This is a genomic window from Citrobacter sp. KTE30 (assembly GCF_000398825.1).
Taxonomy (GTDB): domain Bacteria; phylum Pseudomonadota; class Gammaproteobacteria; order Enterobacterales; family Enterobacteriaceae; genus Citrobacter; species Citrobacter freundii.
In genome coordinates this window covers 3579064-3605677 of the sequence record NZ_KB976055.1, presented here as the reverse complement: position 1 = coordinate 3605677, position 26614 = coordinate 3579064, and the positions used below count along the sequence as shown (strand labels likewise).

The window sequence follows — 26614 nt, the reverse complement described above, 5'->3', positions numbered from 1 at the left end:
GATAGCTCTCCTAGCGGTTGGTGGCACTAAGTATTGTGGGACGATGCCGAAAATGTTTCGAAAAAGACGAATAATTCTTCCAGTTGGGCAAAATTCCCCTCGCTATCTCCTTTCTCATAAGCCAGATGTAGAATGAGTTCGATAAAAAAGAAGCCAAGAATACGGCTTTGAAAAATGGAATGTACGTCGCTTGGGAGAACAAACTGCAGATCGCAGAACTTACCGTAAGGGTTCGCCTCTGAGTTGGTCACCAACACTACGGCAGCATTCTTTTTTCTGAACCATCTTGCAATATTGAGGGCGACCCGGTTAAATCGATAGTAAGAGAAAACAATCAGGACATCTCCTTCCTCAATGTTGACGAGACATTTGGGGAGTTCGCTGATGTCCGTCGGTAACAGGGAGATGTTACTGCGGAAGTACTTTAGCAGTGTACAAAAATGCGTTGCCATGGCATGAGACGATGAAGGGCCGACGACATAAATATGACGTTTGTTGTTCAGCACCAGATCGATAAATGCATTAAGGCTCTCAATATCGATATTATTTTTAAATTGATTAAATAATTCTGATACTTTGTAGGTGAAATCGGTAACGATACTTTCAGTGGTAATCCCAGGATTGTTACGCAGTTTGATGTTTTTCTCAAACGGTGCGGATATTTTATTTTTTGACAGCGTGATGTCTAATGCCTTGCGGAAAGCAGCATAACCCGTAAACCCCATTTTATTTAAAAATCGGCCAATAGTTGCTTTGCTTACCATCGCATTTTGCGAGAGATCAACAATGCCATGGTAAGGCAGTTCATTGAAGTGTTTATTAATGTACTCATTAAGTCGGCACTCAGATTCAGTTAGATCACCCATATTAAGAGTAAGTAAGTTATACTCATCCAGACTTAATGTGTTTTTATTATACATGGATAACACCCGATTGCTGTTGAATATCAACGTTGTTATAGGGTAATACGCTTTCGACGTCAATCATTGAATGAATATCCTGGAAACCCGCATCCAGCTCTTCCTGGAAGATATGACCATACTCATATAAGTTGCGATCTTACTCACAAAAAGGGGTGGGAAAATATCTTTCCCGTATTTTATAACCACACAACCCATTACAATTAAATCTCAATATTTGAGTGTGTAATACGATAAATTTACGTACATATTATAACTGCTTATATATGGAGGCGCTTTTTTACTATCCTACATAAGCAATGATGATATGACGGGTAACCCTACCAAATTTGTATGGCATAGGAATTGTTATTATGACAGCGTTTATTATAGCAATAGTGATAACAGTTATTGCAGCATGGTTAATTGTAAAAAACTATCAGCCGCAAACTGTTTTATTACTCGCTGGACTGGCATTATTGACCATTACCGTATTGTTTTATCCTGAAAACAGCATTCTCTATGATAAAGCGAAATCCACGGGGTCAACCTGGCTGGACATCTTTAGCTTTGCCAAAGAATCGCTGACCACACAAATTGCGGGTATTGGTCTTATCATCATGGCGGCGGGTGGATTTGCCAGCTATATGGATCACATCAAAGCGTCGAATGCGATGGTGAATATGTGCATTCGTCCGCTACAGGTGATTAAAGCGCCTTACCTGATCCTCGCGTTGGGGTACATCTGCGCACAGCTTCTGCACGTGGCAATTTCAAGTGCGGCGGGGCTGGCGATGTTGCTGCTGGTGACATTCTTCCCGGTACTGGTTCGTCTTGGGGTCAGTAAAGCTTCTGCAGCCGCGATGATCGGTCTGTGCGCATTTATGGATCTAGGGCCTGCGGTTGGTACTGCGAATCTGGCGGCCAAGCATGCTGGCATGGAAAGCGCTATCTACTTCGCTCATTACCAGATGCCGGTGGCGGTGGTGGTGATGTTGGCCGTTGCTGTAGTGATTTACTTCACCGCGAAGTATTTCGACAAAAAGGATGGCTTCATATCAGGCGAGCAAAGCGTCGCGCAAGCAGAAGAAGAGGGCCGCAAGGCACCCGCTATTTACGCGTTGTTACCGGTCCTGCCTGTAGCACTGGTGCTGGTCTTTAGCCCTTTGGTGATCAAATCCATCAAAATTGACGTGGTCACGGCAATGATCCTTGGCGCGGTCGTCGCGTTTTTCTTCGAACTGGTGGCTACCCGAGATTTCAAAAACTGCTGTAAAGGGTTACAGGTCTTTTTCAAAGGCATGGGCAGCATGTTTACCAGTATTGTTTCCTTGTTGGTGTGTGCGGATATCTATGCCCAGGGGCTGCAGAAAATTGGCGCGGTGGACTACCTGTTGCAGTCAGTGCAAAACGCAGGCCTGGGTTTTACCAGTATGACGCTGGTGATGACCGCGCTGGTGGGCGTCACCGCCGTCCTGACAGGCTCTGGCGTAGCCGCCTTTTTCTCTTTCTCCGGCCTGGCTCCCTCCATTGCGGCAAAATTTGGTGAGAGCGCTGTCAATATGATTCTGCCAATGCAGTTGATGGCGGGAATGGGGCGCTCAATGTCTCCTGTGGCTGGCATCATTATTGCGGTAAGCAAAGCAGGGGAATGTTCACCGTTTATGATCGTCAGAAGAACGCTGCTTCCAGCGCTGGCCGGTATCGCGGCGATGCTGGTTGCCAACTATGTCCTGATTTGAATCCCGAGAGCCTGTTAATGCAGGCTCTTATTTTTTTATCTGGTTGTAATTTATGGATGGCAACGTGACAAACGATGTTTTATACGTTCCGTTTACGGGGAAGTTACTGCTTGAGTCTCCGTTATTGAACAAGGGAAGTAGCTTCACGCAGCAAGAAAGACATGACTTTAATCTGAGTGGACTACTGCCTTGCGCCATTGAGAATATTGATGAACAAGCCGAGCGGGCGTATCAACAATATCTTGAGGCTGAATCCCACAACGCTCGACATATTTATCTGCGTAATATTCAGGATACCAACGAAACGTTATTTTATTACCTGCTGAAAAAGCATCTGCCGGAGATGCTGCCCATCGTTTATACCCCGGTAGTCGGGGCCGCTTGCGAAAAATTCTCCTGGATATATCGTCGTGCGCGTGGCGTCTTTATTTCATGGCCCGATCGCGATCGTATTGACGATATTTTGCATGATATTCCACGGCACAATATCAAGGTCATCGTCGTTACAGATGGCGAACGCATTCTGGGACTGGGTGACCAGGGCGTAGGCGGTATGGGGATCCCTATCGGAAAACTGTCGCTCTATACCGTATGTGGCGGGGTAAATCCGGCTAATACGCTCCCCATTCTACTGGATGTCGGGACGAACAATACGCGACTGCTGGACGATCCGCGCTATATCGGCTGGCGTCATCCGCGTATCACCGGTGAAGACTACTTCGCATTTATTGGCATGTTTATTGCGGCCGTAAAACGGCGCTGGCCTGACGTTTTGCTGCAGTTTGAAGACTTCGCTCAACATACCGCAGTGCCTCTGCTGGAGCGTTATCGCGATGATCTGTGCTGCTTTAATGATGACATTCAGGGCACTGCGTCGGTAGCTCTGGCGACCTTACTTGCCGCATGTCGTGGCAGCGGCCGCGATTTCTGCAAGCAACCGATCGTGATTGTGGGAGCGGGCGCAGCCGGATATGGCATAGCCCGGCATATCATTGCCTGTCGCATCAGTGAAGGGATGAGCCAGTCTGAAGCCAGACGGACAATTTTTATGGTGGATCGCGACGGTCTGGTGATGACCACCAATCATGCTTTAGCGGATTTCCAGCAACCGCTGGCACAACCTCCCGAGGCCTTATCTGACTGGCAGTATGAGGGGCTGGCGCCGTCATTACTGGAGGTGATTCATAATGTCAAACCCACGGTGATGCTGGGTGTGTCGGGCCAGGCCGGATTGTTCTCGCAGGAGGTGATTAGCACGATGTATCAATACTGCGATCACCCGATTGTTATGCCGCTGTCTAATCCCACCTCGAGAATGGAAGCGCGGCCAGAAGATATTGTTCGCTGGACCAGGGGACAGGCCATCATCGCGACCGGCAGCCCCTGTGATGCAGTTGAATTTAATGGGCGCTCCATTCCGGTTGCGCAATGTAATAACGTGTATGTTTTCCCGGCTATCGGTCTGGGGGCTATCGCCAGTGGTGCGACGCGCATAACAGACGCTATGCTGATGGCGGCAAGCTGCGCACTGGCCGATGCTTCTCCGCTGGTTCGTAACGGGGAAGGCGCTCTGTTGCCGGAGATTGGGACAATCTGCGACGTGACTCGCAGCATTGCTTTTGAGGTCGGTAAGGCGGCACAGCAGTCCGGTGTGGCAGAGAAGATAAGCGACGAGGTGTTGCTGCAGAGCATCAACGATAACTTTTGGCTACCGCACTACCGTCCTTATAAACGCCGGGCAATTTAGTCATTCTTCCTGGAATTGTTAACGGCTATTGGTTGCCTCTATGGTTAAGGTGTATTATTTATGCAACTTAATTGTGGAGGCATTATGTCCGGCAAACGTATTGCACGTGAAAAAATGACGATCCAGAGAATGATCTCGCTGTATGAAAGCCAGTGTCCGCAGGCTTCAGACGAGCCGGGGCATTACGATGCGTTATTTGTCTATGCGCAAAAGCGCCTCGATAAGTGCGTCTTTGGGGAGGAAAAACCGGCCTGTAAGCAGTGTCCGGTGCACTGCTATCAATCTGCCAAACGCGAAGAGATGAAGCAAATTATGCGTTGGGCTGGGCCAAGAATGCTCTGGCGTCATCCGATCCTAACCGTACGTCATCTGATTGATGACAAACGCCCTGTCCCGGAATTGCCAGAGAAATACCAGCGTAAGAAGTAATTCAGATGCCCGATAAGCGTGGCGCTATCGGGCGAACCGTTAAACCAGCGCATCCTTATCAATGCCCAGGCGTTTCATACGCGAGAGTAACGTGGTGCGTTTCAGCCCCAGCCGTTGTGCCGCGCCTTTAGGTCCGGCAACCACGCCGTTGGTCTCTTTCAGAACGCGCATGATCAACTGGTATTCATCTTCGCCGTCCTGTGCGACTTCGGTTGCCACCGGAGGCGTAGACGGCATCAAAGGGGCAATATCCGGCAGGGACAGTTGCAGTACGTTGCCTCGGGTAAGCAGAACCGCACGTTCTACCACGTTTTCCAGCTCGCGCACGTTGCCCGGCCACTCCATGCTGCTCAGCGTACGCAGCGCCTCGGCGGGAATGCTGTCGATATTGCGCCCCATCCGGCGAGCAATTTTAAAGGTAAAGGCTTTTACCAGCAGCGGAATATCTTCCGGGCGCTCACGCAGCGGCGGCAGATGGATCGGGAAGACGTTCAGTCGATAGTAGAGATCGTTACGAAACTCGCGATCGGCTACCATCTTTTTCAGATCGCGGTTAGTGGCGGCGATCAAGCGCACGTCGGTCTGGATCAGTTTATTGCTGCCCAGACGTTCAAACTCCTGCTCCTGCAAAACGCGCAGCAGCTTAGGCTGTAGCTCCAGTGGCATGTCGCCCACTTCGTCGAGGAACAGCGAGCTTTTATCGGCCAGTTCGAAACGACCAATCCGCTGCGTGCTGGCACCGGTAAACGCGCCACGCTCATGACCAAACAGATCGCTTTCCAGTAATCCGGCAGGCATTGCCGCGCAGTTCATCTTCACCATCCGACGGGCGTTACGTCCGCTCAGGTTGTGAATGGCCCGTGCGATCAGCTCTTTACCCGTTCCGGTCTCACCCAGAATCAGGACGGTGCTGTCGCTTTGCGCCACCATTTCGACCTGCTTGAGTACGCTGTACATCGCTTCGCTGCGGCCAATGATTTCGCCGAACTCACTCTCTACATTGTTGAGTTGTTCAGTCAGCGCCAGGTTTTCATCTACCAGACGTTCTTTCAGGCGGTGAATCTCCTGATACGCAAGCGCGTTATCCACGGCAATTGCCACACGCTCGGCAATTTGGCGCAATAGCTTGAGGTTAGCGGTAGTGAAAACTTTCTCTTCGCACTGTGCCAGCTTGAGTACGCCGAGCATAGTATTGCCGGACATCAGCGGTAACAGACACAGGGTTTGTAGCTGGTTGCCCCAGGTTTCGAACAGCATCCGTTCGTAAGGAGCGAGCGTATCGCGTTCGCTCAGATTAATCAGCAGCATCTCTTTGCTTTTGAACACGCGTTCGGAAAGCGTACCTGCTTCATCCACTTCACTTTGTTCGTGCGCTGGATGATGTTCATCCAGATAGTGGGTGGAATAAATGCTGAGCTTGTTTTTACGATCGCTGCGTAACACGATGCTGATGGCATCAATGTCGAAGTAGTGATGGATCTCTTTGGCGACTTCGCTGACCAGTTCGTCAATGTCCAGGCGGGAGAGTACCGCATTGGTGATGGCGACCAGGATGCGAAAGTTATCACGCTCGCGGCACAACAGATCGTAATCGACGTTGTTGCTGACCCTGCTTTGAATTTGTTCAGCAACGACGCCGACTATTTGGGTGAAGGTCTGTAGACGGTTATATTCTTTTTCACTCCATGGACGATCTTCATTACGGATGAACTCGCAACCGCCAAAGATACGCCCATCCGCCGCCAGCGGCAGCAGGCAGTAGTGGCCAAATTCAGAATACAGTCCACCTGAAGCCAACTGTGGCCAGGTTTCCGTAAACTCGTGATAGTTGCAGTGCAGCGCATCGGGGCGAGACAAAATACGGCGTACCGGACCATGGGCCAGTACCGTTTCGTCTTCATAATCGATGGGTTTACCATTTTCACGCGTCGCAAAATAACGCGCACGCTGCGTTTGTGCCTGCCATAAGACAATAGCCGCACAGTCGGCCAGCGCTGAACGCTTGACCAGCTGCGAAAGCGCCTCGCTGAGAGACGGGAGATCGGGCTGCTGTAATAATGTACGAGTAATATCGAACAGGCCTTGCTGTCCGAGGTCACTCATCGGTGTATACGACATATTGCTTTTCCAGGAAAAGCACCGCAGAACGGTGCGAAAACGGTAAATGAATTATAGGTATAAGTCGTAAATTGTTGCCGGATAGCGATTTCAGCTTATCCGGCCTACACGTTGCCGCTAATGGGCTGTTAGCATATACGAGGTAAGGGTTCGGCGTGTGGTAAATCAAGGGTTCGTTTCACGCCGTAAAGTCCGGCCAGACGCACACCTTTGCGTTCTACCACTTCGCCAATCATTGCGGCGTCGCGTCCTAAAGGATGCGCGCGCAGTGCGGCAAGCGCCGTTTCAGCAGCCTGACGCTCAACGGCAATCACCAGCTTACCTTCGTTAGCAAAATTGAGCGCATCCAGTCCCAGCAGTTCGCAAACTCCACGCACCGCGGGCTTCACGGGCAAGGCTGCTTCAGACAGCTCAATACCAAACCCGCATGATGCGGCAAATTCATGCGTTACCGCATTCACGCCGCCACGAGTGGCGTCACGCAGCGCCTTCACGCCAGGAATATCACGCAGCGTCTGGATAAGCGGCGTCAATACCGCGCAGTCGCTGACCAGTTCGCCATCAAGACCCAACTGTTCGCGCAGGTTAAGGATGGTTGCGCCGTGATCGCCAAGCGTACCGCTGACCAGCAGCACATCGCCCACGCTCAGGGTCTGTGCGCCCCAGTGAATGTTGGCGGGGATCGCGCCCATTCCGGCGGTGTTGATAAAAAGCTTGTCCGCCGCGCCGCGCTGTACAACCTTGGTGTCGCCGGTGACGATGGCGATACCCGCTTCGCGCGCGGTTGCCGCCATGCTGTTAACGACGGTTTTCAGCGTCTCCATTGGTAAACCTTCTTCGAGGATAAAACCGCAGGAGAGATAGCGCGGGATCGCGCCGCTGACCGCCACGTCGTTAGCCGTACCACAGATAGCCAGCTTGCCGATATTACCGCCCGGGAAGAACAACGGATCGATAACATAGCTGTCGGTTGAAAACGCCAGACGATCGCCTTCAGCGACCAGTTGCGCCAGTTCCAGACGTGCCTGATCTTCTTGTTCCGCCAGCCACGGATTCGCGAATGCCTCCATAAACAGACTGTTGATCAACTGCTGCATAGCCTGACCGCCGCTACCGTGGGCGAGTTGTACGCTGCTCATGCTTCACACTCCTGCTGACGATACTGATACCAGGCGGCACATGCGCCTTCTGAGGAGACCATCAGGGCGCCAAACGCGGTCTCCGGGTTACACGTTTTGCCAAATAATGGGCACTGATGTGGTTTACATCTGCCCGTCAGCACTTCCCCACAACGCGCGCGCGGATCGTCATACACCTGTTGCGGCGCTGGCTGGAAATGGGCTTCGGCATCAAAGCGCTGATAGTCAGGCGTCAGGTGAACGCCAGAGGATTCGATAACGCCCAGACCGCGCCATTCGCTGTCGCCATTGACGCAGAACACCTCGGCGATGGCCTGTTGCGCTAACGCGTTACCGGCATCCGGTACCACGCGGCGGTACTGGTTTTCTACCTGGCTGTGCGCGGCAATTTTCTGCTCAATTAACATCACCACGCCTTGCAGGAGATCGAGCGGTTCAAAACCGGCGACCACTAACGGACGATGGAAGTCTGAAGCAATGAAATTATAGGCATCTGTGCCAATCACCATGCTGACGTGGCCTGGTGCTAAAAAGGCGTCAATACCGTTGTCCGGCTGTTCCAGCAGGCTGCGCAGCGTAGGGATAAGCGTGATGTGCTGGCAGAAAAAGTAAAAGTTCTGCACGTCACGCTGCTTTGCCTGTTGCAGAGTGATAGCGGTCGTTGGCATTGTGGTTTCAAAACCCAGACCAAAGAACACCACCTTACGCGTTGGGTTTTCCTGTGCCAGCTTCAGCGCATCCATCGGTGAATAGACGATACGGATATCTGCACCGCGCGCCTTGGCTTGCAGCAGGGAGCCTTGCTTACCCGGGACGCGCATCGCATCACCAAAGGTGCAGAAAATCACTTCTGGATGGCTGGCGATTTCTACACAGCTGTCGATTCTACCCATCGGCAGAACGCAAACCGGGCAACCCGGACCATGAATAAACTCCACGTTTTCCGGTAGTAACTGGTCGAGGCCGAATTTGAAGATAGCGTGGGTATGACCACCACAAACTTCCATGATGCGCAGTGGGCGTTCAGCCGTGTAGGGGAGGTGGGCGGCACGTTCAGACAGGTGCTCTATCAGTTGCATCACCTGCTCTGGTGCGCGGTATTCGTCAACAAAACGCATTTATTTTTCCTCGCCGTACAGCAACGCGCCGACATCCGGCTCAACATCAAACATGTTTTGCAGCGCGTCGAGCGTATCGCGCGCTTCAGCTTCATTAATGATGCTCATGGCAAAACCGACGTGGACCAGTACCCACTGGCCGAGGCGCGGTTGGCCATGTTCATCACAGCTACCGACCAGCGTCAGGTCGACGTCGCGCTGAATACCGCAAACGTCGACTTTGGCCTGGTTGCCATCAATGGTGCGGATTTGACCCGGAACACCTATACACATCGCTGCGTCTCCAGCCAGGAGAGCCATTGATCCATCCCTTCACCACTGGTGGCGGAAATCAGGATAATCTCAATTCCCGGGTTCACTTCCCGGGCGCTGGCGATGCATTTTTCAACGTCAAAATTGAGGTACGGTAGCAGATCCACTTTGTTGAGCAGCATCAGCGATGCGGCGGCAAACATATGTGGATATTTCAGCGGTTTGTCTTCACCTTCGGTGACGGAAAGCACGGCCACTTTATGGCGCTCGCCGAGGTCGAAGCTGGCCGGGCAGACCAGGTTGCCGACGTTTTCAATGAACAGAATGCCGTTATCGTCAAGCGGCAAACGCGGCGCGGCGTCAGCGATCATTTGTGCGTCAAGGTGGCAACCTTTACCGGTGTTGACCTGAATGGCGGGCGTGCCTGTGGCGCGAATACGGGCAGCATCGTTCACCGTCTGCTGGTCACCTTCAATAACGGCGCACGGCACGCTATCTTTCAGCTTCATCAGCGTTTCGGTCAGCAGCGTGGTTTTACCGGAGCCCGGGCTTGAAACAAGGTTCAGCACCAGATGCTGACGGGCCGCAAAGCGGGCACGGTTGCGTTCGGCCAGGCGGTTGTTTTTGTCCAGTACGTCAATTTCCACTTCCAGCATACGGCGTTGGCTCATACCTGGTGCGTGGGTTCCTGCCTCACCGTGACCGTAGTGCAAATCGCCTTCTTCGGTCTGGCTCGGTGTGAAATTTGAGGTCTTCACACCGGTAATATTCAGCGCTGGACGAGCCGCTGGGGCAAATGGCGCGCTGCGAAACGCCGAGTGGGGATTATGCTCATCACCCTCTATATATAGGTTGCCTTCAGCGCAACCACATGTCGTACACATCGCTCACTCCTGATCTTTTTACTTGCGATACATCTGTTGCCGGATGACTGCGTTGCCTTATCCGGCCTACAAACGAGCTCTTTCTGTAGGCTGGATAAAACGCTTAAGCGTCGCCATCCGGCGCTGGAGTCTGATCTATTTCAATACGTCGAATCTGTAAGCCGTCATCGGCCACAATTCTCAGCATATCGCTGTTGCATTGCGGACATCGGCGCACGCATTGCGTCAGTAACGTGACGTATTGCTGACAAGATTCGCACCAACATTCGGCTTCTTGTTCTTCGAGGTGGAGTTTACAACCTTCTGCAAGGGTCCCGCGGCATACCAGATCAAAACAAAAGGAGAGAGCGCTGGTTTCTACGCAAGAAAATGCGCCAATTTTGAGCCAGACCCCAGTTACTCGCTGAGCACCGTGTTGCGTGGCCTGTTGTTCAATCAATTCCAGTGCCCGTTGGCAGAGGGTTATTTCGTGCATACCGCCTCCTGTGAAGTTGCCGTATCAAAAGCAATAAGCATGCCAGGTTGAACTCTTTCATTCATGACAATGACGACAATGACGAAATGACATGTCGTCACCCGCCTTTAATTTTTTATCTATATGAAAATTAAGAAATTTAATTTTGGCATGAAATGTGCTTAAGGCTGTTCATCTCTGCTAAACGGGTAACCTGACATGACTATTTGGGAAATAAGCGAAAAAGCCGATTACATCGCTGAACGGCATCGTCGCCTACAGGACCAGTGGCGTATTTACTGTAACTCGCTGGTTCAGGGGATCACCCTGTCGAAAGCGCGTTTGCATCATGCAATGAGCTGTGCGCCGGACAAAGATCTCTGCTTCGTCCTTTTTGAACACTTCACTATCTACGTCACGCTGGCGGATGGCTTCAATAGCCACACCATCGAGTACTACGTCGAAACAAAAGATGGTGATGATAAGCAACTGATTGCACAGGCACAGTTGACCATCGACGGTCAAGTCGATGAGCGTTTCAGTAACCGCGATCGCGAACAGGTGCTGGAGCACTATCTCGAGAAAATCGCCACCGTCTACGACAGCCTGTACACCGCGGTTGAGAACAATATGCCGGTGAATTTAAGCCAACTGGTTGAGGGACATAGCCCGGCTTAAGCCTCAGGTGCTGTCCACTTTGTCATGATGCGGTTTACATACTGCGTCACGATGTTTTAGGGAATGGGCATGTCGAAAAATGTCGAAATGACATTTTGCAGACATGTTTTCGTCAAAAATGACTATCACCTGAGGAATGCCTGGTGAATCGTTTTGTAATTGCTGACTCCACTCTTTGTATTGGCTGCCACACCTGTGAAGCCGCCTGCTCAGAGACTCATCGCCAGCATGGCCTGCAGTCAATGCCGCGCCTGAAAGTGATGTTAAATGAAAAAGAATCCGCGCCGCAGCTTTGCCACCAGTGTGAAGATGCGCCTTGCGCCACTGTGTGTCCGGTTAATGCCATTAACCGCGTTGATGGCGCCGTACAGCTGAATGAAAGCCTGTGCGTAAGCTGCAAACTGTGCGGGATCGCTTGTCCGTTTGGCGCGATAGAGTTTTCCGGTAGCCGTCCGCTGCATATCCCGGCAAACGCCAATACGCCAAAAGCGCCTCCGGCTCCGCCAGCGCCTGCTCGCGTGAGTTCGCTGTTGGACTGGGTTCCAGGCGTTCGTGCCATCGCGGTGAAATGCGATCTGTGCAGTTTTGACGAGCTTGGTCCGGCCTGCGTGCGCATGTGTCCGACCAAAGCCCTGCACCTGGTGAGCAACATGGATATCGCCCGCGCCAGCAAACGTAAGCGTGAGCTGACTTTCAATACCGATTTCGGCGATCTCACCTTGTTTCAGCAGGCTCAGAGTGGGGATGCAAAATGAGCGCAATTTCACTGATTAACAGCGGCGTGGCCTGGTTTACAGCGGCTGCGGTTCTGGCATTTCTGTTTTCATTTCATAAATCGCTGAGCGGCTGGATTGCTGGAGTTGGCGGTGCGGTCGGCAGCTTGTGTACGGCAGCCGCGGGTTTTACCGTTCTGACTAATGCGCTGGCGGTGAGCGGCGTGATGCCGTTTATTGGGCACAGTCTGCAAATTACTCCACTGAATGCTATCTGGCTGATTACGCTGGGACTGTGCGGCCTGTTTGTCAGCCTGTACAACATTGACTGGCATCGTCATCCGCAGGTGAAAGCTAACGGCCTGCTGGTGAATCTGCTGATGGCCGCGGCGGTATGTGCGGTGGTTGCCAGCAACCTCGGTACGCTGGTGGTGATGGCGGAAATCATGGCGCTGTGTGCCGTGTTCCTCACCGGATGCAGTAAAGAAGGCAAACTGTGGTTTGCGCTGGGGCGTATTGGTACGCTGCTGCTGGCGGTTGCCTGCTACCTTGTGTGGCAACGTTACGGCACTCTGGAGCTGCGTCTGCTAGACCTGCGCACCCAGGAGCTGCCGCTCGGGTCTGATATCTGGCTGCTGGGCGTGGCAGGTTTTGGCCTGCTGGCCGGGATTATTCCTCTGCATGGTTGGGTGCCACAGGCACACGCCAATGCCAGCGCACCGGCTGCGGCACTGTTCTCTACCGTGGTCATGAAGGTCGGTCTACTGGGTATTCTCTCCCTGTCGCTGCTGGGCGGTAATGCACCGCTGTGGTGGGGGGTTACGCTGCTGGTGTTGGGCATGATCACCGCATTTGTTGGCGGTCTGTATGCGCTGATGGAACACAATATCCAGCGCCTGCTGGCGTACCACACGCTGGAAAACATCGGCATTATTCTGTTGGGGCTGGGCGCTGGCGTGACCGGGATTTCCCTGAATCAACCGGCGCTGATTGCGCTGGGTTTGACCGGCGGTCTGTACCACCTGGTAAACCACAGCCTGTTCAAAAGCGTTCTGTTCCTGGGCGCAGGCAGCATCTGGTTCCGTACCGGTCATCGTGATATCGAAAAACTGGGCGGTATCGGCAAACGCATGCCGGTTATCTCTCTGGCGATGCTGGTTGGCCTGATGGCGATGGCCGCGCTGCCGCCGCTGAACGGTTTTGCCGGTGAGTGGGTTATCTATCAATCCTTCTTCAAGCTGGGTAACAGCGGGGCGTTTGTCGGTCGTCTGTTAGGGCCGTTGCTGGCGGTTGGGCTGGCAATTACCGGCGCGCTGGCGGTGATGTGTATGGCGAAAGTCTATGGCGTAACGTTCCTTGGTGCACCGCGCACGAAGGAAGCTGAAAACGCCTGCTGCGCACCAATCCTGATGGGCGTGAGCGTCGTTGCGCTGGCTATCTGTTGCGTGATCGGCGGCGTGGCTGCGCCGTGGCTGCTGCCGATGATCTCCTCTGCCGTTCCGCTGCCGCTGGAAACTGCGAACACCACCGTTTCTCAGCCAATGATCACGCTGCTGCTGATCGCATGTCCGCTGCTGCCGTTCATCATCATGGCAATTTTCAAAGGCAACCGTCTGCCGTCGCGTTCACGCGGTGCGGCATGGGTGTGTGGTTACGATCACGAGCAGTCAATGGTCATTACCGCGCACGGTTTTGCCATGCCGGTGAAAGAAGCCTTTGCCCCGGTACTCAAACTGCGTAAGTGGTTGAATCCGGTATCACTGGTTCCGGGCTGGCAGAATGCGGCTGCGCCGGTGCTGTTCCGTCGCCTGGCGCTGATTGAGCTGGCGGTGCTGGTGGTGATTGTGGTTTCACGAGGAGCCTGAAAATGAGTGTTTTATATCCGTTAATTCAGGCGCTGGTGCTGTTTGCCGTTGCGCCGCTGCTGTCCGGCGTTACCCGCGTGGCGCGCGCGCGTTTGCACAATCGCCGCGGTCCGGGCGTTTTGCAGGAATACCGCGACATTATCAAACTGCTGGGCCGTCAGAGCATTGCGCCTGCGGATTCCAGTTGGGTCTTCCGCCTGACGCCGTTTGTGATGGTGGGCGTGATGCTGACTATCGCCACTGCGCTACCGGTAGTGACCGTTGGCTCACCGCTGCCGCAACTGGGCGATCTGATCACCTTAATTTACCTGTTCGCCATTGCCCGTTTTTTCTTCTCTATCGCGGGACTGGATACCGGTAGCCCGTTTACCGCCATTGGTGCCAGCCGTGAAGCGATGCTCGGCGTGCTGGTTGAACCTATCCTGTTGCTGGGGCTGTGGGTAGCGGCACAGGTTGCGGGTTCAACCCATATCAGCAATATCGCCGATACCATTTACCACTGGCCTGCTGCGCGCAGCATCCCGCTGATTCTGGCACTGTGCGCCTGTGCTTTCGCCACCTTTATCGAAATGGGCAAACTGCCATTCGATCTGGCAGAAGCAGAGCAAGAGCTGCAGGAAGGTCCATTGACTGAATACAGCGGCAGCGGTTTTGCCGTGCTGAAATGGGGCATTAGCCTCAAGCAACTGGTCGTTCTGCAAATGTTCGTTGGTGTGTTCCTGCCGTGGGGACAGATGGAAACCTTCACCGCGGGTGGGCTGCTGTTGGCGCTGGTGATTGCCGTCGTCAAGCTGGTCCTCGGCGTGCTGGTCATCGCCCTGTTCGAAAACAGCATGGCGCGTCTGCGTTTTTGCGCCACTTCACGCGTGACCTGGGCCGGTTTTGGGTTTGCGTTTTTAGCGTTCGTCTCCTTGCTGGTGGCGTGATTTAAGAGAGTTTGAGCATGTCTGAAGAAAAATTAGGTCAACAATATCTCGCTGCGCTGCATCAGGCCTTTCCGGGCGTGGTGCTGGATGAAGCCTGGCAGACCAAAGATCAGCTGACGATCACCGTCAAGGTGAACTACCTGCCGGAAGTGGTGGAGTTCCTGTACTACAAACAGGGCGGCTGGTTGTCCGTGTTGTTTGGTAACGACGAACGCCAGCTGTGCGGCCATTACGCTGTTTATTATGTGATGTCGATGGAGCAGGGCACCAAATGCTGGATAACCGTCCGCGTTGAAGTCGATGCCAATAAGCTGGAGTTCCCGTCCGTCACGCCGCGCGTTCCGGCTGCGGTCTGGGGCGAGCGCGAAGTGCGCGATATGTACGGTTTGATCCCGGTAGGTTTGCCGGATGAGCGTCGTCTGGTACTGCCCGATGACTGGCCGGACGAACTCTATCCGCTGCGTAAAGACAGCATGGATTATCGTCAGCGCCCGGCGCCGACTACCGATGCTGAAACCTACGAGTTCATCAACGAACTGGGCGACAAGAAAAATAACGTGGTGCCGATTGGCCCGTTGCACGTCACCTCCGATGAACCCGGTCACTTCCGCCTGTTCGTGGACGGCGAGAACATTATTGATGCCGACTACCGTCTGTTCTATGTCCACCGCGGCATGGAGAAACTGGCGGAAACCCGTATGGGTTACAACGAAGTGACGTTCCTGTCAGATCGCGTGTGTGGTATCTGCGGCTTTGCGCATAGCACCGCCTATACCACCTCCGTTGAGAATGCGATGGGCATCGTGGTGCCGGAACGTGCGCAGATGATCCGTGCCATTCTACTGGAAGTTGAGCGTCTGCACTCGCACCTGCTGAACCTCGGCCTGGCCTGTCACTTCACCGGTTTTGACTCCGGCTTTATGCAGTTCTTCCGCGTGCGTGAAACGTCGATGAAGATGGCGGAGATCCTCACCGGGGCTCGTAAAACTTACGGTCTGAACCTGATCGGCGGTATCCGTCGTGATCTGCTGAAAGAAGATATGATCCAGACCCGTCAACTGGCGCAGCAGATGCGTCGTGACGTGCAGGAACTGGTCGATATGCTGCTCAGTACGCCGAATATGGAACAGCGTACCGTTGGTATTGGTCGTCTGGATCCGGAAATTGCCCGTGACTTCAGTAACGTCGGCCCGATGGTTCGCGCCAGCGGCCACGCGCGTGACACCCGCGCCGATCACCCGTTTGTCGGCTATGGTCTGCTGCCGATGGAAGTTCATAGCGAGCAAGGCTGCGATGTTATTTCTCGTCTGAAAGTTCGTATTAATGAAGTCTACACCGCACTGAATATGATCGACTTTGGTCTGGATAACCTGCCGGGCGGCCCGCTGATGGTGGAAGGCTTTACCTACATTCCTCACCGTTTCGCACTGGGCTTTGCTGAAGCGCCGCGCGGAGATGACATTCACTGGAGCATGACCGGCGACAACCAGAAACTGTATCGCTGGCGCTGCCGTGCGGCGACCTACGCCAACTGGCCGACGCTGCGCTACATGCTGCGTGGTAATACCGTTTCCGATGCGCCGCTGATTATCGGTAGCCTCGATCCTTGCTACTCCTGTACTGACCGTATGACCGTGGTCGATGTACGTAAGAAGAAGAGCAAAGTCGTGCCGTACAAAGAACTTGAGCGCTACAGCATCGAGCGTAAAAACTCGCCGCTGAAATAAGGAATCGCCATGTTTACCTTTATCAAAAAAGTCATCAAAACCGGGGCACCGACATCGTCGTATCCGCTGGAGCCGATCGCGGTCGATAAAAACTTCCGTGGCAAACCGGAACATAATCCGCAGCAGTGCATTGGCTGTGCGGCCTGTGTGAATGCGTGCCCGTCGAACGCGTTGACGGTCGAAACCGATCTGGCCACCAATGAGCTGGCGTGGCAGTTCAACCTCGGTCGCTGCATCTTCTGCGCCCGTTGCGAAGAAGTTTGCCCGACGGCGGCGATCAAGCTGTCGCAGGAGTATGAGCTGGCGGTGTGGAAGAAAGAGGATTTCCTGCAGCAGTCCCGCTTTGCGCTGTGTAATTGCCGCGTATGTAACCGTCCGTTTGCGGTACAAAAAGAGATTGATTACGCCATTGCGCTACTTAAGCACAACGGTGATAGCCGCGCGGAAAACCACCGTGAAAGCTTTGAGACCTGCCCGGACTGTAAGCGCCAGAAATGCCTGGTGCCGTCTGACCGTATTGAACTGACTCGCCATATGAAAGAGGCCAGCTGATGAGCAATTTATTAGGCCCACGTGACGCCAACGGTATTCCGGTACCGATGACGGTGGATGAATCCATTGCCAGCATGAAAGCGTCGCTGCTAAAAAGCATCAAGCGTTCAGCGTACGTTTACCGTGTGGACTGCGGCGGCTGCAACGGTTGCGAAATCGAAATCTTCGCCACGCTTTCTCCGCTGTTTGACGCCGAACGTTTTGGCATCAAAGTGGTACCGTCCCCGCGCCATGCGGATATCCTGCTGTTTACCGGCGCGGTAACCCGTGCCATGCGCTCTCCGGCGCTACGCGCCTGGCAGTCTGCGCCAGACCCGAAAATTTGTATCTCTTACGGTGCTTGCGGTAACAGCGGCGGTATTTTCCACGACTTATACTGCGTCTGGGGCGGCACGGACAAAATCGTACCGGTGGATGTGTATATCCCTGGCTGCCCGCCAACGCCTGCAGCCACGCTGTATGGTTTTGCCATGGCGTTGGGTCTGCTGGAACAAAAAATTCACGCGCGTGCGCCGGGTGAACTGGACGAACAGCCCGCCGAAATTCTGCATCCGGATATGGTTCAGCCGCTGCGAGTGAAGGTGGATCGCGAGGCTCGCCGTCTGGCGGGATACCGCTATGGCCGCCAGATTGCTGATGACTATATGACGCAGTTAGGGCAGGGCGAGCATCAGGTGGCGCGCTGGCTGGAGGCGGAAAACGATCCGCGTCTGACCGAGATCGTCACGCATCTTAACCATGTTGTCGAAGAGGCGCGTATCCGATGAGTGAAACGGTGGTGTTCAGTCAACTGAGCCGTAAGTTTATTGATGAGAACGATGCGACGCCCGCTGAGGCGCAGCAGGTTGTCTATTACAGCCTGGCGATTGGTCACCACCTTGGGATCATCGATTGCCTGGAAGCGGCGTTAACTTGTCCATGGGACGAATATCTGGCATGGATTGCTACCCTTGCTGAGGGAAGCGAAGCCCGCCGGAAAATGGAAGGTGTGCCGAAATACGGCGAGATCGTTATCGATTCCAACCATGTGCAAATGCTGGCACGCGCGTTCGATGATGCGCGTGCCGTACAGACCCCGCAGCAGCAGGAGTGGAGCAAGCTGATGCTTAGCATGCTGCACGACATACACCAGGAAAGCGCCATCTATCTGATGGTGAGGAGACACCGTGACTGACGTTTTATTATGTGTGGGTAACAGCATGATGGGCGATGACGGCGCGGGCCCGCTGCTGGCTGAAATGTGTGCTGCAAATCCTCAAGGCAACTGGGTTGTCATCGACGGCGGCAGTGCGCCAGAGAACGATATTGTCGCCATCCGTGAACTGCGTCCGCAACGTTTGTTGATTGTTGATGCTACCGATATGGGGCTGAACCCAGGTGAAATCCGCATTATCGATCCCGATGACATTGCCGAGATGTTCATGATGACCACCCATAACATGCCGCTGAATTACCTGGTCGATCAGTTGAAAGACGACGTTGGCGAGGTGATTTTCCTCGGCATTCAACCGGACATCGTCGGTTTTTACTACCCGATGACACAGCCGATCAAAGATGCTGTTGATACCGTCTATCAGCGATTAGCCGGTTGGGAAGGACACGGTGGATTCTCCGAGCTGGAAGCGCCAGAAGAGTAAACCGTATCAGTGCCGGATGTGAACGACATCCGGCCTGTTTTCCCAGTGTATCCTCGTCATTCAATTGCCTGCTCAATAATTAATTTCCCCTGCATCACTGATACATTCACTGCCGTACCGGTCGGAAATCCAGCTTGTTCCAGCCAGTCGCCGTTCAGCGTGAGCGAGGCGTGCCGACTGATTCGTCGCGTGTAACCCGTTTTTGGATCTTCATGGCGTTTTCTGACATAGCTGACTTTCAAGCGACGTACCGGTTTGGTGATTACCTCTGCTGATTTACCCTTTTTATCAAACATGCACGCTTCCTTGTGGTGAACGGCCAGGATTAAAAACTACTGAATAAAATGCCAGTAAAAAAGGATGAGGGCAAACCTGAAACTGGAAGGACGATTCCACATCTGGAATGTAATAAATGAAATGAAAATATGTAATTCTGCCGGAAGACTGTAACCCCCTCCGGCAGATCTGTTATGCCAGATCGGCGCCGTTGCTGGCGATTACTTTTTTGTACCACCAGAATGATTTCTTGCGGGTGCGCGCCAGCGTGCCGTTGCCCGCGTCATCGCGGTCCACATACACAAAACCGTAGCGTTTGCTCATCTCACCGGTTGAGGCAGAAACCAGATCGATACAGCCCCAGGTGGTGTAACCCATCAGGGGCACGCCATCTTCAATCGCGTCTGCCATGGCGCGAATATGTTCGCGTAAATAGCTAATGCGATAGTCGTCATTGATCTCACCATTGGCATCGATTTCATCCTTCGCTCCCAGCCCGTTCTCCACCAGAAATAGCGGTTTCTGGTAGCGGTCATACATCATATTCATGGTGATGCGCAGACCAAGCGGATCGATGCCCCAGCCCCATTCGCTGGCCGCAATATACGGATTACGCAGCGACTTCACCACGTTGGCGGCGCTGGTATTGCCGGTGTTCATTTCCGCCGAGGCGCAGCGCGATGCGTAATAGCTGAACGAGACGAAATCAACGGTGTTTTTCAGGATGTCGTCATCTTCTGGGGCTTTTTCTATGACCACGCCTTTTTCGCGAAACACGCGGGCAGAATAAGCCGGGTAGGCCCCGCGCGCCTGCACATCAATAAAGAACAGGTTTTCGCGGTCTTTTTCCAGCGCGGTCCACACATCTTCCGGCTTACACGAATAAGGATAAAAATTACCGCCAGCCAGCATACAACCGACCTGGTTTTGCGGATTAATTTCATGGGCTATTTTAGTCGCCAGGGCGCTGGCTATCAGTTCGTGGTGAGCGGACTGATATTTCACCTGATCCTGATTTTCACCTTCTTCAAATACCAGCCCGGCGCCTGAAAAGGGGCTGTGCAGCATAATGTTGATTTCGTTGAACGTCAGCCAGTACTTCACCAGACCGTCAAAGGCCTCGAAGCAGGTACGGGCGTAGCGGGTAAAGAACTCAACCATTTTGCGGTTACGCCAGGAGCCGTACTCGGTGACCAGATGCATTGGCACATCGAAGTGACACAGCGTGACTAATGGCTCAATACCGTATTTTTTACACTCGGCAAACACGCTCTGGTAAAACGCGATGCCCTCTTCATTCGGCATCAGCTCATCGCCGTTAGGGTAGAGACGGCTCCAGGCAATGGAAGTACGAAATACCGTAAAACCCATTTCCGCCATCAGCGCGATATCTTCTTTATAGCGATGATAAAAGTCGATCGCCTGATGGCTGGGATAAAATTCGTTATCCCGCAGCGCAAAGCGCTTTTCCTGACCCAGCTTGACGGGCATCCGATGTGTGCCGTGGGGGATCATATCGACGGTAGTCAGTCCTTTGCCGCCTTCCCGGTATGCCCCTTCAGACTGGTTGGCGGCCAGTGCGCCGCCCCATAAAAATCCTTGTGGAAAAACAGACATAATTAACCTCAGTTCATACCAGTCAAATGCTGGCTCCATTGATATTGCCCGGTTGTGCGGCCTGGTTTTTTCTGGCCTGCGCGGCTGCATCTTCGACAGGGATATCTTCAAAGCCGAGAATCAGCGTTAATACAAAGGAAAGCACTACCGCCAGCGCCATCACGCCAAATACCCAAACGATAGTCATCGGATTGGCCGGATCGAAAAACTGGACGCTGGTGAACAGGCCAGGAGCTGCCATGGAGTGGCTTGCAAGTCCGGCCATTCCGGCAACGGCACCGCAGATAAAACCGCTGATAAGACTCGCAATCAGTGGTCGTTTCAGGCGGATCGCTACGCCATACAGCGCAGGTTCGGAAATCCCCGCCATGATGGCGGAGGCGGCTGCCGCTAACGCCGTCTGACGCAGTTCCGGGTTTTTGGTTTTCCATGCTACTGCCAGCGATGAACCACCTAACGACAAGTTGGCGCCGATTTCTGACGGCATCACCATGCCTTCTTTTCCGGTTTCGGCAATGGTCTGAATAATGGTTGGCGTAAAGACACGGTGCATACCGGTCATTACCAGCAGCGGCCACAGTGCGCCCATAATGGCCACCGACAGCCAGCCGAGATAGCCGTGAATGGTATAGACCAGCGCTGAAATTGCGCTACCGATCCAGATACCGATCGGGCCAATGATGACGATGGCGAGCGGCGCGGCGATCAGCACGATTAGCATTGGTTTTAGGAAGTTTTTGGTTACCGCCGGAGTGATGCGATCGACCCAACGTTCGATGTATGACAGGCACCAGGTCATCACCAGCGCCGGGATCACCGTGTAGGTGTATTTCACTGCCGTCACCGGGATCAGGGCAAACTCAACGTGCTCACCCTGCGCAGCCTTCGCCATCAGATCGATGAAGCTGGGATGCACCAGTACGCCCGCGATGGCGATTGCCAGCGACATGTTGGTTTTGAATTTGATAGCGGCCGACGCGGCGACCATCAGCGGCAGGAAGAAAAATGCGCCGTCACCGATAACGGTCAGAATGGTGAGCGTGGACGATCCTTTCTCCAGCACGCCGGTCATTTCGAAGATCATTGCCAGCAGCTTGAGCATTGATCCGCCGATAATTGCCGGGATCAACGGCGACATGGTGCCGATCAGCGCGTCGAGGATCCCCGCGCCAATCCGCTTCAGCGTCAGTCGGGGTTTGGTTTGCGGCTCAGCAGGCTGCATATTGGCAGGCAACAGGCTGACCACTTCGCGATACGCCTGCGAAACGGTGTTGCCGATGATCACCTGGCACTGGTTATCGCTACGCACCACGCCAAGTACGCCAGAAAGCGTCTTCAGCGTCGCGCTGTCGACCTGCGAGTCATCTTTGATAACGAAACGCAAACGGGTCATACAGTGGGTCACTGCTGTGATGTTGTCGACGCCTCCCAGAGCCGTCACAACGGAGCGCGCCAGCGCTGCATAATTCTTGGACATCGGATTTAATCCTGTTTTATCAGTAGGATACGTTATGTTTTATCCGTTTACGTTGGGTCGCTTTTCTGGGTTATGAAACGCAGATAAGAAACCGGTTCCACAAAATCATGTTTAAAATATAAGTAATGAGCAAGATTTAATTTTGATCATTTTTTGTAATTGTGACTACGATCACCAGATGTCAGCGTCTGCGATTTAGCAGCAAGGACAGCGGCGAAACGGTGCAGTACACTGCGTCACATTGAGAGAATAGGGATGAGTAATATGACCACGATGCTGGAGGTGGCGAAGCGTGCCGGGGTGTCGAAAGCGACAGTTTCCCGGGTGCTTTCCGGGAACGGCTACGTCAGCCAGGAGACCAAAGACCGCGTGTTTCAGGCCATTGAAGAGAGTGGTTACCGCCCAAACTTGCTGGCGCGCAGTCTGGCGGCGAAAACCACGCAGACGCTGGGCCTGGTGGTAACAAATACCCTTTATCACGGCGTCTATTTCAGCGAGCTGCTGTTTCATACCGCGCGGATGGCGGAAGATAAAGGACGCCAGTTGTTGCTGGCTGACGGTAAGCACAGCGCTGAGGAAGAGCGTCAGGCGATCCAGTACCTGCTCGACCTGCGCTGTGACGCGATTATGATTTATCCGCGTTTTCTCAGCGTGGATGAGATAGACGATATCATCGATGCCCACAGCCAGCCGATTATGGTGCTTAATCGACGCCTGCGGAAAAACAGTAGCCACAGCGTATGGTGTGATCAAAAGCAGACCAGCTTTAACGCCGTTACTCAGCTCATTGCCGCCGGACATAAAGAGATTGGTTTTATTACCGGCTCGATGGATTCTCCAACCGGCGTGGAGCGACTTTCAGGTTATAAAGACGCGCTGGCACATCATGGTATCGCGCTAAATAATGATCTGATTGTTAAAGGGAAATGGACGCCAGCCTGCGGCGCAGCGGGTGTGGATACTTTGCTTTCGCGCAAGGTCAATTTTACCGCGCTGGTGGCCAGTAATGACGATATGGCGATCGGCGCGATGAAGCAGTTGCACGAGCATGGCGTGAGCGTTCCTGCACAGGTGTCGGTGATTGGCTTTGATGATATCGCCCTCGCGGCATACACTATTCCGGCGCTTTCCAGCGTTAAAATTCCGGTAACAGAAATGATTCAGGAAACGATTGGGCGCCTGATCTTTATGTTGGGTGACGGGGCGTTTACGCCGCCAAAGACTTTCACCGGTGAACTCATCCAGCGCGACTCAGTTGCGCCGCCCGCTTCGCGCTGACGGCTGTCATTTGTCATCGTCACTAGTGACGATGACACGCCCTTCTTGCGTCCATCAAAATAAAATTCCTTTAATAACAGTGAATTAAATTCTGGCACGATTTGTGAATGCTTCGGCAGATATTCTGTCATTGCTGGAGAAATTGATGAACCGTTTCATCATTGCAGACGCCAATAAATGCATTGGTTGCCGTACCTGTGAAGTGGCCTGCGTGGTATCCCATCAGGATAACCAGGACTGCGCATCGCTGACCCCTGAAACTTTTTTACCCCGCATTCACGTCATCAAAGGCGTTAATGTCTCTACGGCGACGCTGTGCCGCCAGTGTGAAGACGCGCCGTGCGCTAACGTCTGCCCGAACGGTGCGATCAGCCGTGATAAAGGTTTTGTTCACGTAATGCAGGAACGCTGCATTGGCTGTAAAACTTGCGTTGTGGCTTGTCCTTACGGCGCAATGGAAGTGGTCGTGCGTCCGGTTGTGCGTAACAGCGGCGCGGGTCTGAACGTCCGTGCAGAAAAAGCTGAAGCCAATAAGTGCGACCTGTGCCACCATCGCGAGGCCGGTCCTGCCTGTATGGAAGTGTGCCCGACTCACGCGCTGATTTATGTAGATCGCAATAAGCTTGAGCAACTTAGCGCGGAAAAACGCCGTCGCGCGGCGCTGGATTCCACCGCATCTTTGCTGTTCTGATATCTGAAAATCCGCGTAAAATACGGTAGTACTTATGCCGGATGGCGGCTTCGCCTTATCCGGCCTACTGTTCGCATCCCCGTAGGCCTGATAAGTATCGCGCCATCAGGCTAACCGGGATTGATGACTGCGGGAATAATCTAATGACAATAAACAACCACTCCGGCGTACAGTTGCGTATTCGCGGCAAAGTACAGGGCGTCGGATTTCGCCCCTACGTCTGGCAACTGGCGCAGCGGTTACAACTGCATGGTGATGTGTGTAACGACGGTGACGGTGTGGTTGTGCGCTTACAGGAAGATCCGGCGGTATTTATTGCGCAGTTACATCAACACTGCCCACCGCTGGCGCGCATTGACAGCGTTGAGAGCGAAGCATTCGCCTGGACGCAGCAGCCTGCTGATTTCTCGATTCGTCAAAGTACTGGCGGTACGATGAATACGCAAATCGTTCCGGATGCCGCGACCTGTCCCGAATGCCTTGTTGAAATGAACACCCCCGGCGAACGTCGCTACCGATACCCCTTTATCAACTGCACCCACTGTGGTCCACGCTTTACGATTATCCGCGCCATGCCCTATGACCGCCCGTTCACCGTGATGGCGTCGTTCCCACTCTGTGCGCAATGCGACAAAGAGTATCGTGACCCGTATGATCGTCGCTTCCATGCCCAGCCCGTTGCCTGTCCGGTGTGCGGCCCTCATCTTGAGTGGTTCAGCACGGATGAGCGGGCGGAGAAAGAAGAGGCGCTGCAGGCGGCGGTATCGCGACTGAAAGCAGGCGGTATTGTGGCGGTTAAAGGCATTGGTGGGTTTCATCTGGTGTGCGATGCGCGCAATGATGACGCCGTCGCGCTGCTCAGGCTGCGTAAACACCGTCCGGCGAAACCGCTGGCGGTAATGCTGCCAGGTGATGACGGACTGCCCGAACCTGCTCGTCGTTTGCTGACTACACCTGCTGCGCCGATCGTGCTGGTGCAGAAACGCTATGTCGCTGCATTGAGCGAGGGCATTGCGCCAGGGTTAACGGAAGTGGGCGTCATGCTGCCCGCGAATCCGTTGCAGCATTTGCTCTTACAAGAGATGAATTGTCCACTGGTGATGACCTCCGGCAACCTCAGCGGCAGGCCTCCGGCCATTACCAACGCCCAGGCGCTGGAAGATTTAAGTGCGATTGCTGATGGTTTCCTGCTGCATAACCGCGAAATTGTGCAGCGGATGGATGACTCCGTGGTGCGTGACAGTGGGGAAATGCTGCGTCGTTCCCGGGGTTACGTGCCGGATGCGGTCGCGCTGCCGCCAGGATTTCGCGACGTGCCGCCGATGCTGTGCTTAGGCGCGGATCTGAAAAATACCTTCTGCTTGGTGCGTGGCGAACAGGCGGTTATCAGCCAGCATTTAGGCGATCTCAGCGATGACGGCATTCAGCAGCAGTGGCGTGATGCGCTACGCCTGATCCAGAATATTTATGATTTTACGCCACAGCGTATCGTACATGATGCCCACCCTGGCTATGTTTCCAGCCAGTGGGCCAGCGAAATGAATCTGCCAACCGAAACGGTATTGCATCACCATGCTCATGCCGCTGCATGTCTTGCCGAGCACGGCTGGCCGCTCGATGGCGGCGATGTGATTGCTCTGACGCTGGACGGCATCGGCATGGGGGAAAATGGCGCGTTGTGGGGCGGCGAATGTCTGCGGGTCAACTATCGTGAATGCGAACACCTTGGCGGCTTACCGGCGGTAGCGCTGGCGGGCGGCGATTTAGCGGCAAAACAGCCATGGCGCAATCTGCTCGCGCAGTGCCTGCGTTTTGTTCCTGACTGGCAGCGTTACCCAGAAACATCGGGGCTACAGCATCAAAACTGGAACGTACTGGCGCGCGCCATCGAGCGGGGAATCAATGCCCCGCTGGCATCGTCGTGCGGACGACTGTTTGATGCGGTTGCCGCCGCGTTGCATTGTGCGCCGGAATCGTTGAGTTATGAAGGTGAGGCGGCCTGTGCGCTGGAGGCGCTGGCATCGCAGTGTGCAGGTGTTGATCACCCTGTTACGGTGCCGCTTAATGGCAATCAACTGGACTTAGCAATTTTTTGGCAGCAATGGCTGACCTGGCAGACCGCCCCTGCAGAAAGAGCGTGGGCGTTTCACGACGCGCTGGCGTGTGGTTTTGCCACGCTGATGCGTGAGCAGGCCGAAGCGCGCGGAATTAAAACGTTAGTATTCAGCGGTGGCGTGATGCATAACCGCTTATTGTCGGCCCGTCTGGCGTTTTATCTGCGTGATTTTACCTTACTGTTCCCGCAGCGTTTACCGGCGGGCGACGGCGGGTTGTCATTGGGGCAGGGCGTGATTGCCGCGGCGCGGGTGTTGACGCAAAAATAAAAAAAGCCCCG

25 protein-coding genes are annotated in these 26614 nt (G+C 53.8%); 15 read left to right on the top strand and 10 right to left on the bottom strand.

Going from position 1 to position 26614, the window contains the following annotated elements; all coding sequences use genetic code 11:
* Window positions 1–26: 26 nt before the first annotated feature.
* Entirely contained in the window at window positions 27–920 is an 894-nt protein-coding gene (locus WC1_RS06065) for a MurR/RpiR family transcriptional regulator (RefSeq protein WP_003840284.1), read from the bottom strand.
* Window positions 921–1273: 353 nt separating this feature from the next.
* Here WC1_RS06065 and dcuC point away from each other — a divergent pair, with 353 nt between their 5' ends.
* The 3 genes from dcuC to WC1_RS06080 all read left to right on the top strand — a co-directional run bounded on the left by dcuC (window position 1274) and on the right by WC1_RS06080 (window position 4817).
* A complete protein-coding gene (gene dcuC, locus WC1_RS06070; RefSeq protein WP_003846583.1) occupies window positions 1274–2641 on the top strand; it encodes a C4-dicarboxylate transporter DcuC in 1368 nt (455 codons plus the stop codon).
* Window positions 2642–2693: 52 nt separating this feature from the next.
* Window positions 2694–4388 carry an NAD-dependent malic enzyme gene (locus tag WC1_RS06075; protein WP_016150890.1) on the top strand — a complete coding sequence of 565 codons (1695 nt, stop codon included), beginning with the start codon at window positions 2694–2696 and terminating at the stop codon, window positions 4386–4388.
* A gap of 84 nt (window positions 4389–4472) precedes the next feature.
* Entirely contained in the window at window positions 4473–4817 is a 345-nt protein-coding gene (locus WC1_RS06080) for a nitrous oxide-stimulated promoter family protein (RefSeq protein ID WP_016150889.1), read from the top strand.
* 39 nt (window positions 4818–4856) lie between these two features.
* Here WC1_RS06080 and flhA read toward each other — a convergent pair whose 3' ends face one another.
* The 6 genes from flhA to hypA all read right to left on the bottom strand — a co-directional run bounded on the left by flhA (window position 4857) and on the right by hypA (window position 10803).
* On the bottom strand, window positions 4857–6935 hold the full coding sequence (gene flhA, locus WC1_RS06085) for a formate hydrogenlyase transcriptional activator FlhA (RefSeq protein ID WP_003840276.1): 2079 nt from the start codon (window positions 6933–6935) through the stop codon (window positions 4857–4859).
* Between the two features lie 128 nt (window positions 6936–7063).
* Complete coding sequence (gene hypE / locus WC1_RS06090) at window positions 7064–8074, bottom strand: hydrogenase expression/formation protein HypE (RefSeq protein WP_003037416.1); 1011 nt, start codon at window positions 8072–8074, stop codon at window positions 7064–7066.
* Window positions 8071–9192 carry a hydrogenase formation protein HypD gene (gene hypD, locus WC1_RS06095; protein ID WP_003037413.1) on the bottom strand — a complete coding sequence of 374 codons (1122 nt, stop codon included), beginning with the start codon at window positions 9190–9192 and terminating at the stop codon, window positions 8071–8073. Before hypD ends, hypE begins: the two co-directional genes overlap by 4 nt.
* Window positions 9193–9465 (bottom strand): hydrogenase 3 maturation protein HypC, encoded by a 273-nt coding sequence (gene hypC / locus WC1_RS06100; protein ID WP_003037411.1) that lies wholly within the window; start codon window positions 9463–9465, stop codon window positions 9193–9195.
* Window positions 9456–10328, bottom strand: coding sequence for a hydrogenase nickel incorporation protein HypB (gene hypB / locus WC1_RS06105; RefSeq protein WP_016150888.1), 873 nt, complete (start codon window positions 10326–10328; stop codon window positions 9456–9458). Before hypB ends, hypC begins: the two co-directional genes overlap by 10 nt.
* A gap of 103 nt (window positions 10329–10431) precedes the next feature.
* Complete coding sequence (gene hypA, locus WC1_RS06110; protein ID WP_016150887.1) at window positions 10432–10803, bottom strand: hydrogenase maturation nickel metallochaperone HypA; 372 nt, start codon at window positions 10801–10803, stop codon at window positions 10432–10434.
* Between the two features lie 198 nt (window positions 10804–11001).
* On the opposite strand from hypA, the gene hycA reads away from it, so the two are divergent.
* The 9 genes from hycA (at window position 11002) to hycI (ending at window position 18880) form a co-directional block, all read left to right on the top strand.
* Complete coding sequence (hycA, locus tag WC1_RS06115; RefSeq protein WP_003840271.1) at window positions 11002–11460, top strand: formate hydrogenlyase regulator HycA; 459 nt, start codon at window positions 11002–11004, stop codon at window positions 11458–11460.
* A gap of 143 nt (window positions 11461–11603) precedes the next feature.
* On the top strand, window positions 11604–12215 hold the full coding sequence (gene hycB / locus WC1_RS06120; RefSeq protein ID WP_003037401.1) for a formate hydrogenlyase subunit HycB: 612 nt from the start codon (window positions 11604–11606) through the stop codon (window positions 12213–12215).
* A complete protein-coding gene (gene hycC / locus WC1_RS06125; protein ID WP_016150886.1) occupies window positions 12212–14038 on the top strand; it encodes a formate hydrogenlyase subunit 3 in 1827 nt (608 codons plus the stop codon). Before hycB ends, hycC begins: the two co-directional genes overlap by 4 nt.
* 2 nt (window positions 14039–14040) lie before the next feature.
* The gene (locus WC1_RS06130) at window positions 14041–14964 is read left to right on the top strand and encodes a respiratory chain complex I subunit 1 family protein (protein WP_003825914.1); all 924 of its coding nucleotides are present in this window, start codon (window positions 14041–14043) and stop codon (window positions 14962–14964) included.
* Between the two features lie 17 nt (window positions 14965–14981).
* Window positions 14982–16691 (top strand): formate hydrogenlyase subunit HycE, encoded by a 1710-nt coding sequence (gene hycE, locus WC1_RS06135; protein ID WP_003037393.1) that lies wholly within the window; start codon window positions 14982–14984, stop codon window positions 16689–16691.
* 9 nt (window positions 16692–16700) lie between these two features.
* A complete protein-coding gene (gene hycF, locus WC1_RS06140; protein ID WP_003037391.1) occupies window positions 16701–17243 on the top strand; it encodes a formate hydrogenlyase subunit HycF in 543 nt (180 codons plus the stop codon).
* A complete protein-coding gene (gene hycG, locus WC1_RS06145; protein ID WP_003037388.1) occupies window positions 17243–18010 on the top strand; it encodes a formate hydrogenlyase subunit HycG in 768 nt (255 codons plus the stop codon). Before hycF ends, hycG begins: the two co-directional genes overlap by 1 nt.
* Window positions 18007–18417, top strand: a complete 411-nt coding sequence (locus WC1_RS06150; protein WP_016150885.1) for a formate hydrogenlyase maturation HycH family protein — start codon at window positions 18007–18009, stop codon at window positions 18415–18417. Before hycG ends, WC1_RS06150 begins: the two co-directional genes overlap by 4 nt.
* Entirely contained in the window at window positions 18410–18880 is a 471-nt protein-coding gene (gene hycI / locus WC1_RS06155) for a hydrogenase maturation peptidase HycI (RefSeq protein WP_003037382.1), read from the top strand. The genes WC1_RS06150 and hycI overlap by 8 nt, the downstream gene beginning before the upstream one ends.
* A 56-nt stretch (window positions 18881–18936) precedes the next feature.
* On the opposite strand, the gene WC1_RS06160 is transcribed toward hycI, so the two are convergent.
* The 3 genes from WC1_RS06160 to ascF all read right to left on the bottom strand — a co-directional run bounded on the left by WC1_RS06160 (window position 18937) and on the right by ascF (window position 22250).
* Window positions 18937–19176, bottom strand: coding sequence for a SymE family type I addiction module toxin (locus WC1_RS06160; protein ID WP_003037379.1), 240 nt, complete (start codon window positions 19174–19176; stop codon window positions 18937–18939).
* A gap of 172 nt (window positions 19177–19348) precedes the next feature.
* The gene (locus tag WC1_RS06165; RefSeq protein WP_016150884.1) at window positions 19349–20773 is read right to left on the bottom strand and encodes a 6-phospho-beta-glucosidase; all 1425 of its coding nucleotides are present in this window, start codon (window positions 20771–20773) and stop codon (window positions 19349–19351) included.
* Between the two features lie 22 nt (window positions 20774–20795).
* The gene (gene ascF / locus WC1_RS06170) at window positions 20796–22250 is read right to left on the bottom strand and encodes a PTS cellobiose/arbutin/salicin transporter subunit IIBC (protein WP_016150883.1); all 1455 of its coding nucleotides are present in this window, start codon (window positions 22248–22250) and stop codon (window positions 20796–20798) included.
* Window positions 22251–22514: 264 nt separating this feature from the next.
* Between ascF and WC1_RS06175 the strand changes: the two genes are divergently transcribed.
* From WC1_RS06175 to hypF, 3 genes are all read left to right on the top strand, one after another.
* Complete coding sequence (locus tag WC1_RS06175; RefSeq protein ID WP_016150882.1) at window positions 22515–23528, top strand: LacI family DNA-binding transcriptional regulator; 1014 nt, start codon at window positions 22515–22517, stop codon at window positions 23526–23528.
* A gap of 145 nt (window positions 23529–23673) precedes the next feature.
* Window positions 23674–24219 carry an electron transport protein HydN gene (hydN, locus tag WC1_RS06180; RefSeq protein ID WP_003037366.1) on the top strand — a complete coding sequence of 182 codons (546 nt, stop codon included), beginning with the start codon at window positions 23674–23676 and terminating at the stop codon, window positions 24217–24219.
* A 143-nt stretch (window positions 24220–24362) separates the two neighbouring features.
* Window positions 24363–26603 carry a carbamoyltransferase HypF gene (gene hypF / locus WC1_RS06185; protein ID WP_016150881.1) on the top strand — a complete coding sequence of 747 codons (2241 nt, stop codon included), beginning with the start codon at window positions 24363–24365 and terminating at the stop codon, window positions 26601–26603.
* The last annotated feature ends 11 nt before the right edge of the window (window positions 26604–26614 follow it).

Coding starts and splice junctions, on each gene's coding strand:
- flhA (WP_003840276.1), bottom strand. CDS start 6,935: ATGTCGTATACACCGATGAGTGACCTCGGACAGCAAGGCCTGTTCGAT.
- WC1_RS06080 (WP_016150889.1), top strand. CDS start 4,473: ATGTCCGGCAAACGTATTGCACGTGAAAAAATGACGATCCAGAGAATG.
- hycF (WP_003037391.1), top strand. CDS start 16,701: ATGTTTACCTTTATCAAAAAAGTCATCAAAACCGGGGCACCGACATCG.
- hypF (WP_016150881.1), top strand. CDS start 24,363: ATGACAATAAACAACCACTCCGGCGTACAGTTGCGTATTCGCGGCAAA.
- ascF (WP_016150883.1), bottom strand. CDS start 22,250: ATGTCCAAGAATTATGCAGCGCTGGCGCGCTCCGTTGTGACGGCTCTG.
- hypD (WP_003037413.1), bottom strand. CDS start 9,192: ATGCGTTTTGTTGACGAATACCGCGCACCAGAGCAGGTGATGCAACTG.
- WC1_RS06065 (WP_003840284.1), bottom strand. CDS start 920: ATGTATAATAAAAACACATTAAGTCTGGATGAGTATAACTTACTTACT.
- WC1_RS06130 (WP_003825914.1), top strand. CDS start 14,041: ATGAGTGTTTTATATCCGTTAATTCAGGCGCTGGTGCTGTTTGCCGTT.
- hypA (WP_016150887.1), bottom strand. CDS start 10,803: ATGCACGAAATAACCCTCTGCCAACGGGCACTGGAATTGATTGAACAA.
- WC1_RS06165 (WP_016150884.1), bottom strand. CDS start 20,773: ATGTCTGTTTTTCCACAAGGATTTTTATGGGGCGGCGCACTGGCCGCC.
- WC1_RS06075 (WP_016150890.1), top strand. CDS start 2,694: ATGGATGGCAACGTGACAAACGATGTTTTATACGTTCCGTTTACGGGG.
- hydN (WP_003037366.1), top strand. CDS start 23,674: ATGAACCGTTTCATCATTGCAGACGCCAATAAATGCATTGGTTGCCGT.
- hypB (WP_016150888.1), bottom strand. CDS start 10,328: ATGTGTACGACATGTGGTTGCGCTGAAGGCAACCTATATATAGAGGGT.
- dcuC (WP_003846583.1), top strand. CDS start 1,274: ATGACAGCGTTTATTATAGCAATAGTGATAACAGTTATTGCAGCATGG.
- WC1_RS06150 (WP_016150885.1), top strand. CDS start 18,007: ATGAGTGAAACGGTGGTGTTCAGTCAACTGAGCCGTAAGTTTATTGAT.
- hypE (WP_003037416.1), bottom strand. CDS start 8,074: ATGAGCAGCGTACAACTCGCCCACGGTAGCGGCGGTCAGGCTATGCAG.
- hycG (WP_003037388.1), top strand. CDS start 17,243: ATGAGCAATTTATTAGGCCCACGTGACGCCAACGGTATTCCGGTACCG.
- WC1_RS06175 (WP_016150882.1), top strand. CDS start 22,515: ATGACCACGATGCTGGAGGTGGCGAAGCGTGCCGGGGTGTCGAAAGCG.
- hycE (WP_003037393.1), top strand. CDS start 14,982: ATGTCTGAAGAAAAATTAGGTCAACAATATCTCGCTGCGCTGCATCAG.
- WC1_RS06160 (WP_003037379.1), bottom strand. CDS start 19,176: ATGTTTGATAAAAAGGGTAAATCAGCAGAGGTAATCACCAAACCGGTA.
- hypC (WP_003037411.1), bottom strand. CDS start 9,465: ATGTGTATAGGTGTTCCGGGTCAAATCCGCACCATTGATGGCAACCAG.
- hycC (WP_016150886.1), top strand. CDS start 12,212: ATGAGCGCAATTTCACTGATTAACAGCGGCGTGGCCTGGTTTACAGCG.
- hycA (WP_003840271.1), top strand. CDS start 11,002: ATGACTATTTGGGAAATAAGCGAAAAAGCCGATTACATCGCTGAACGG.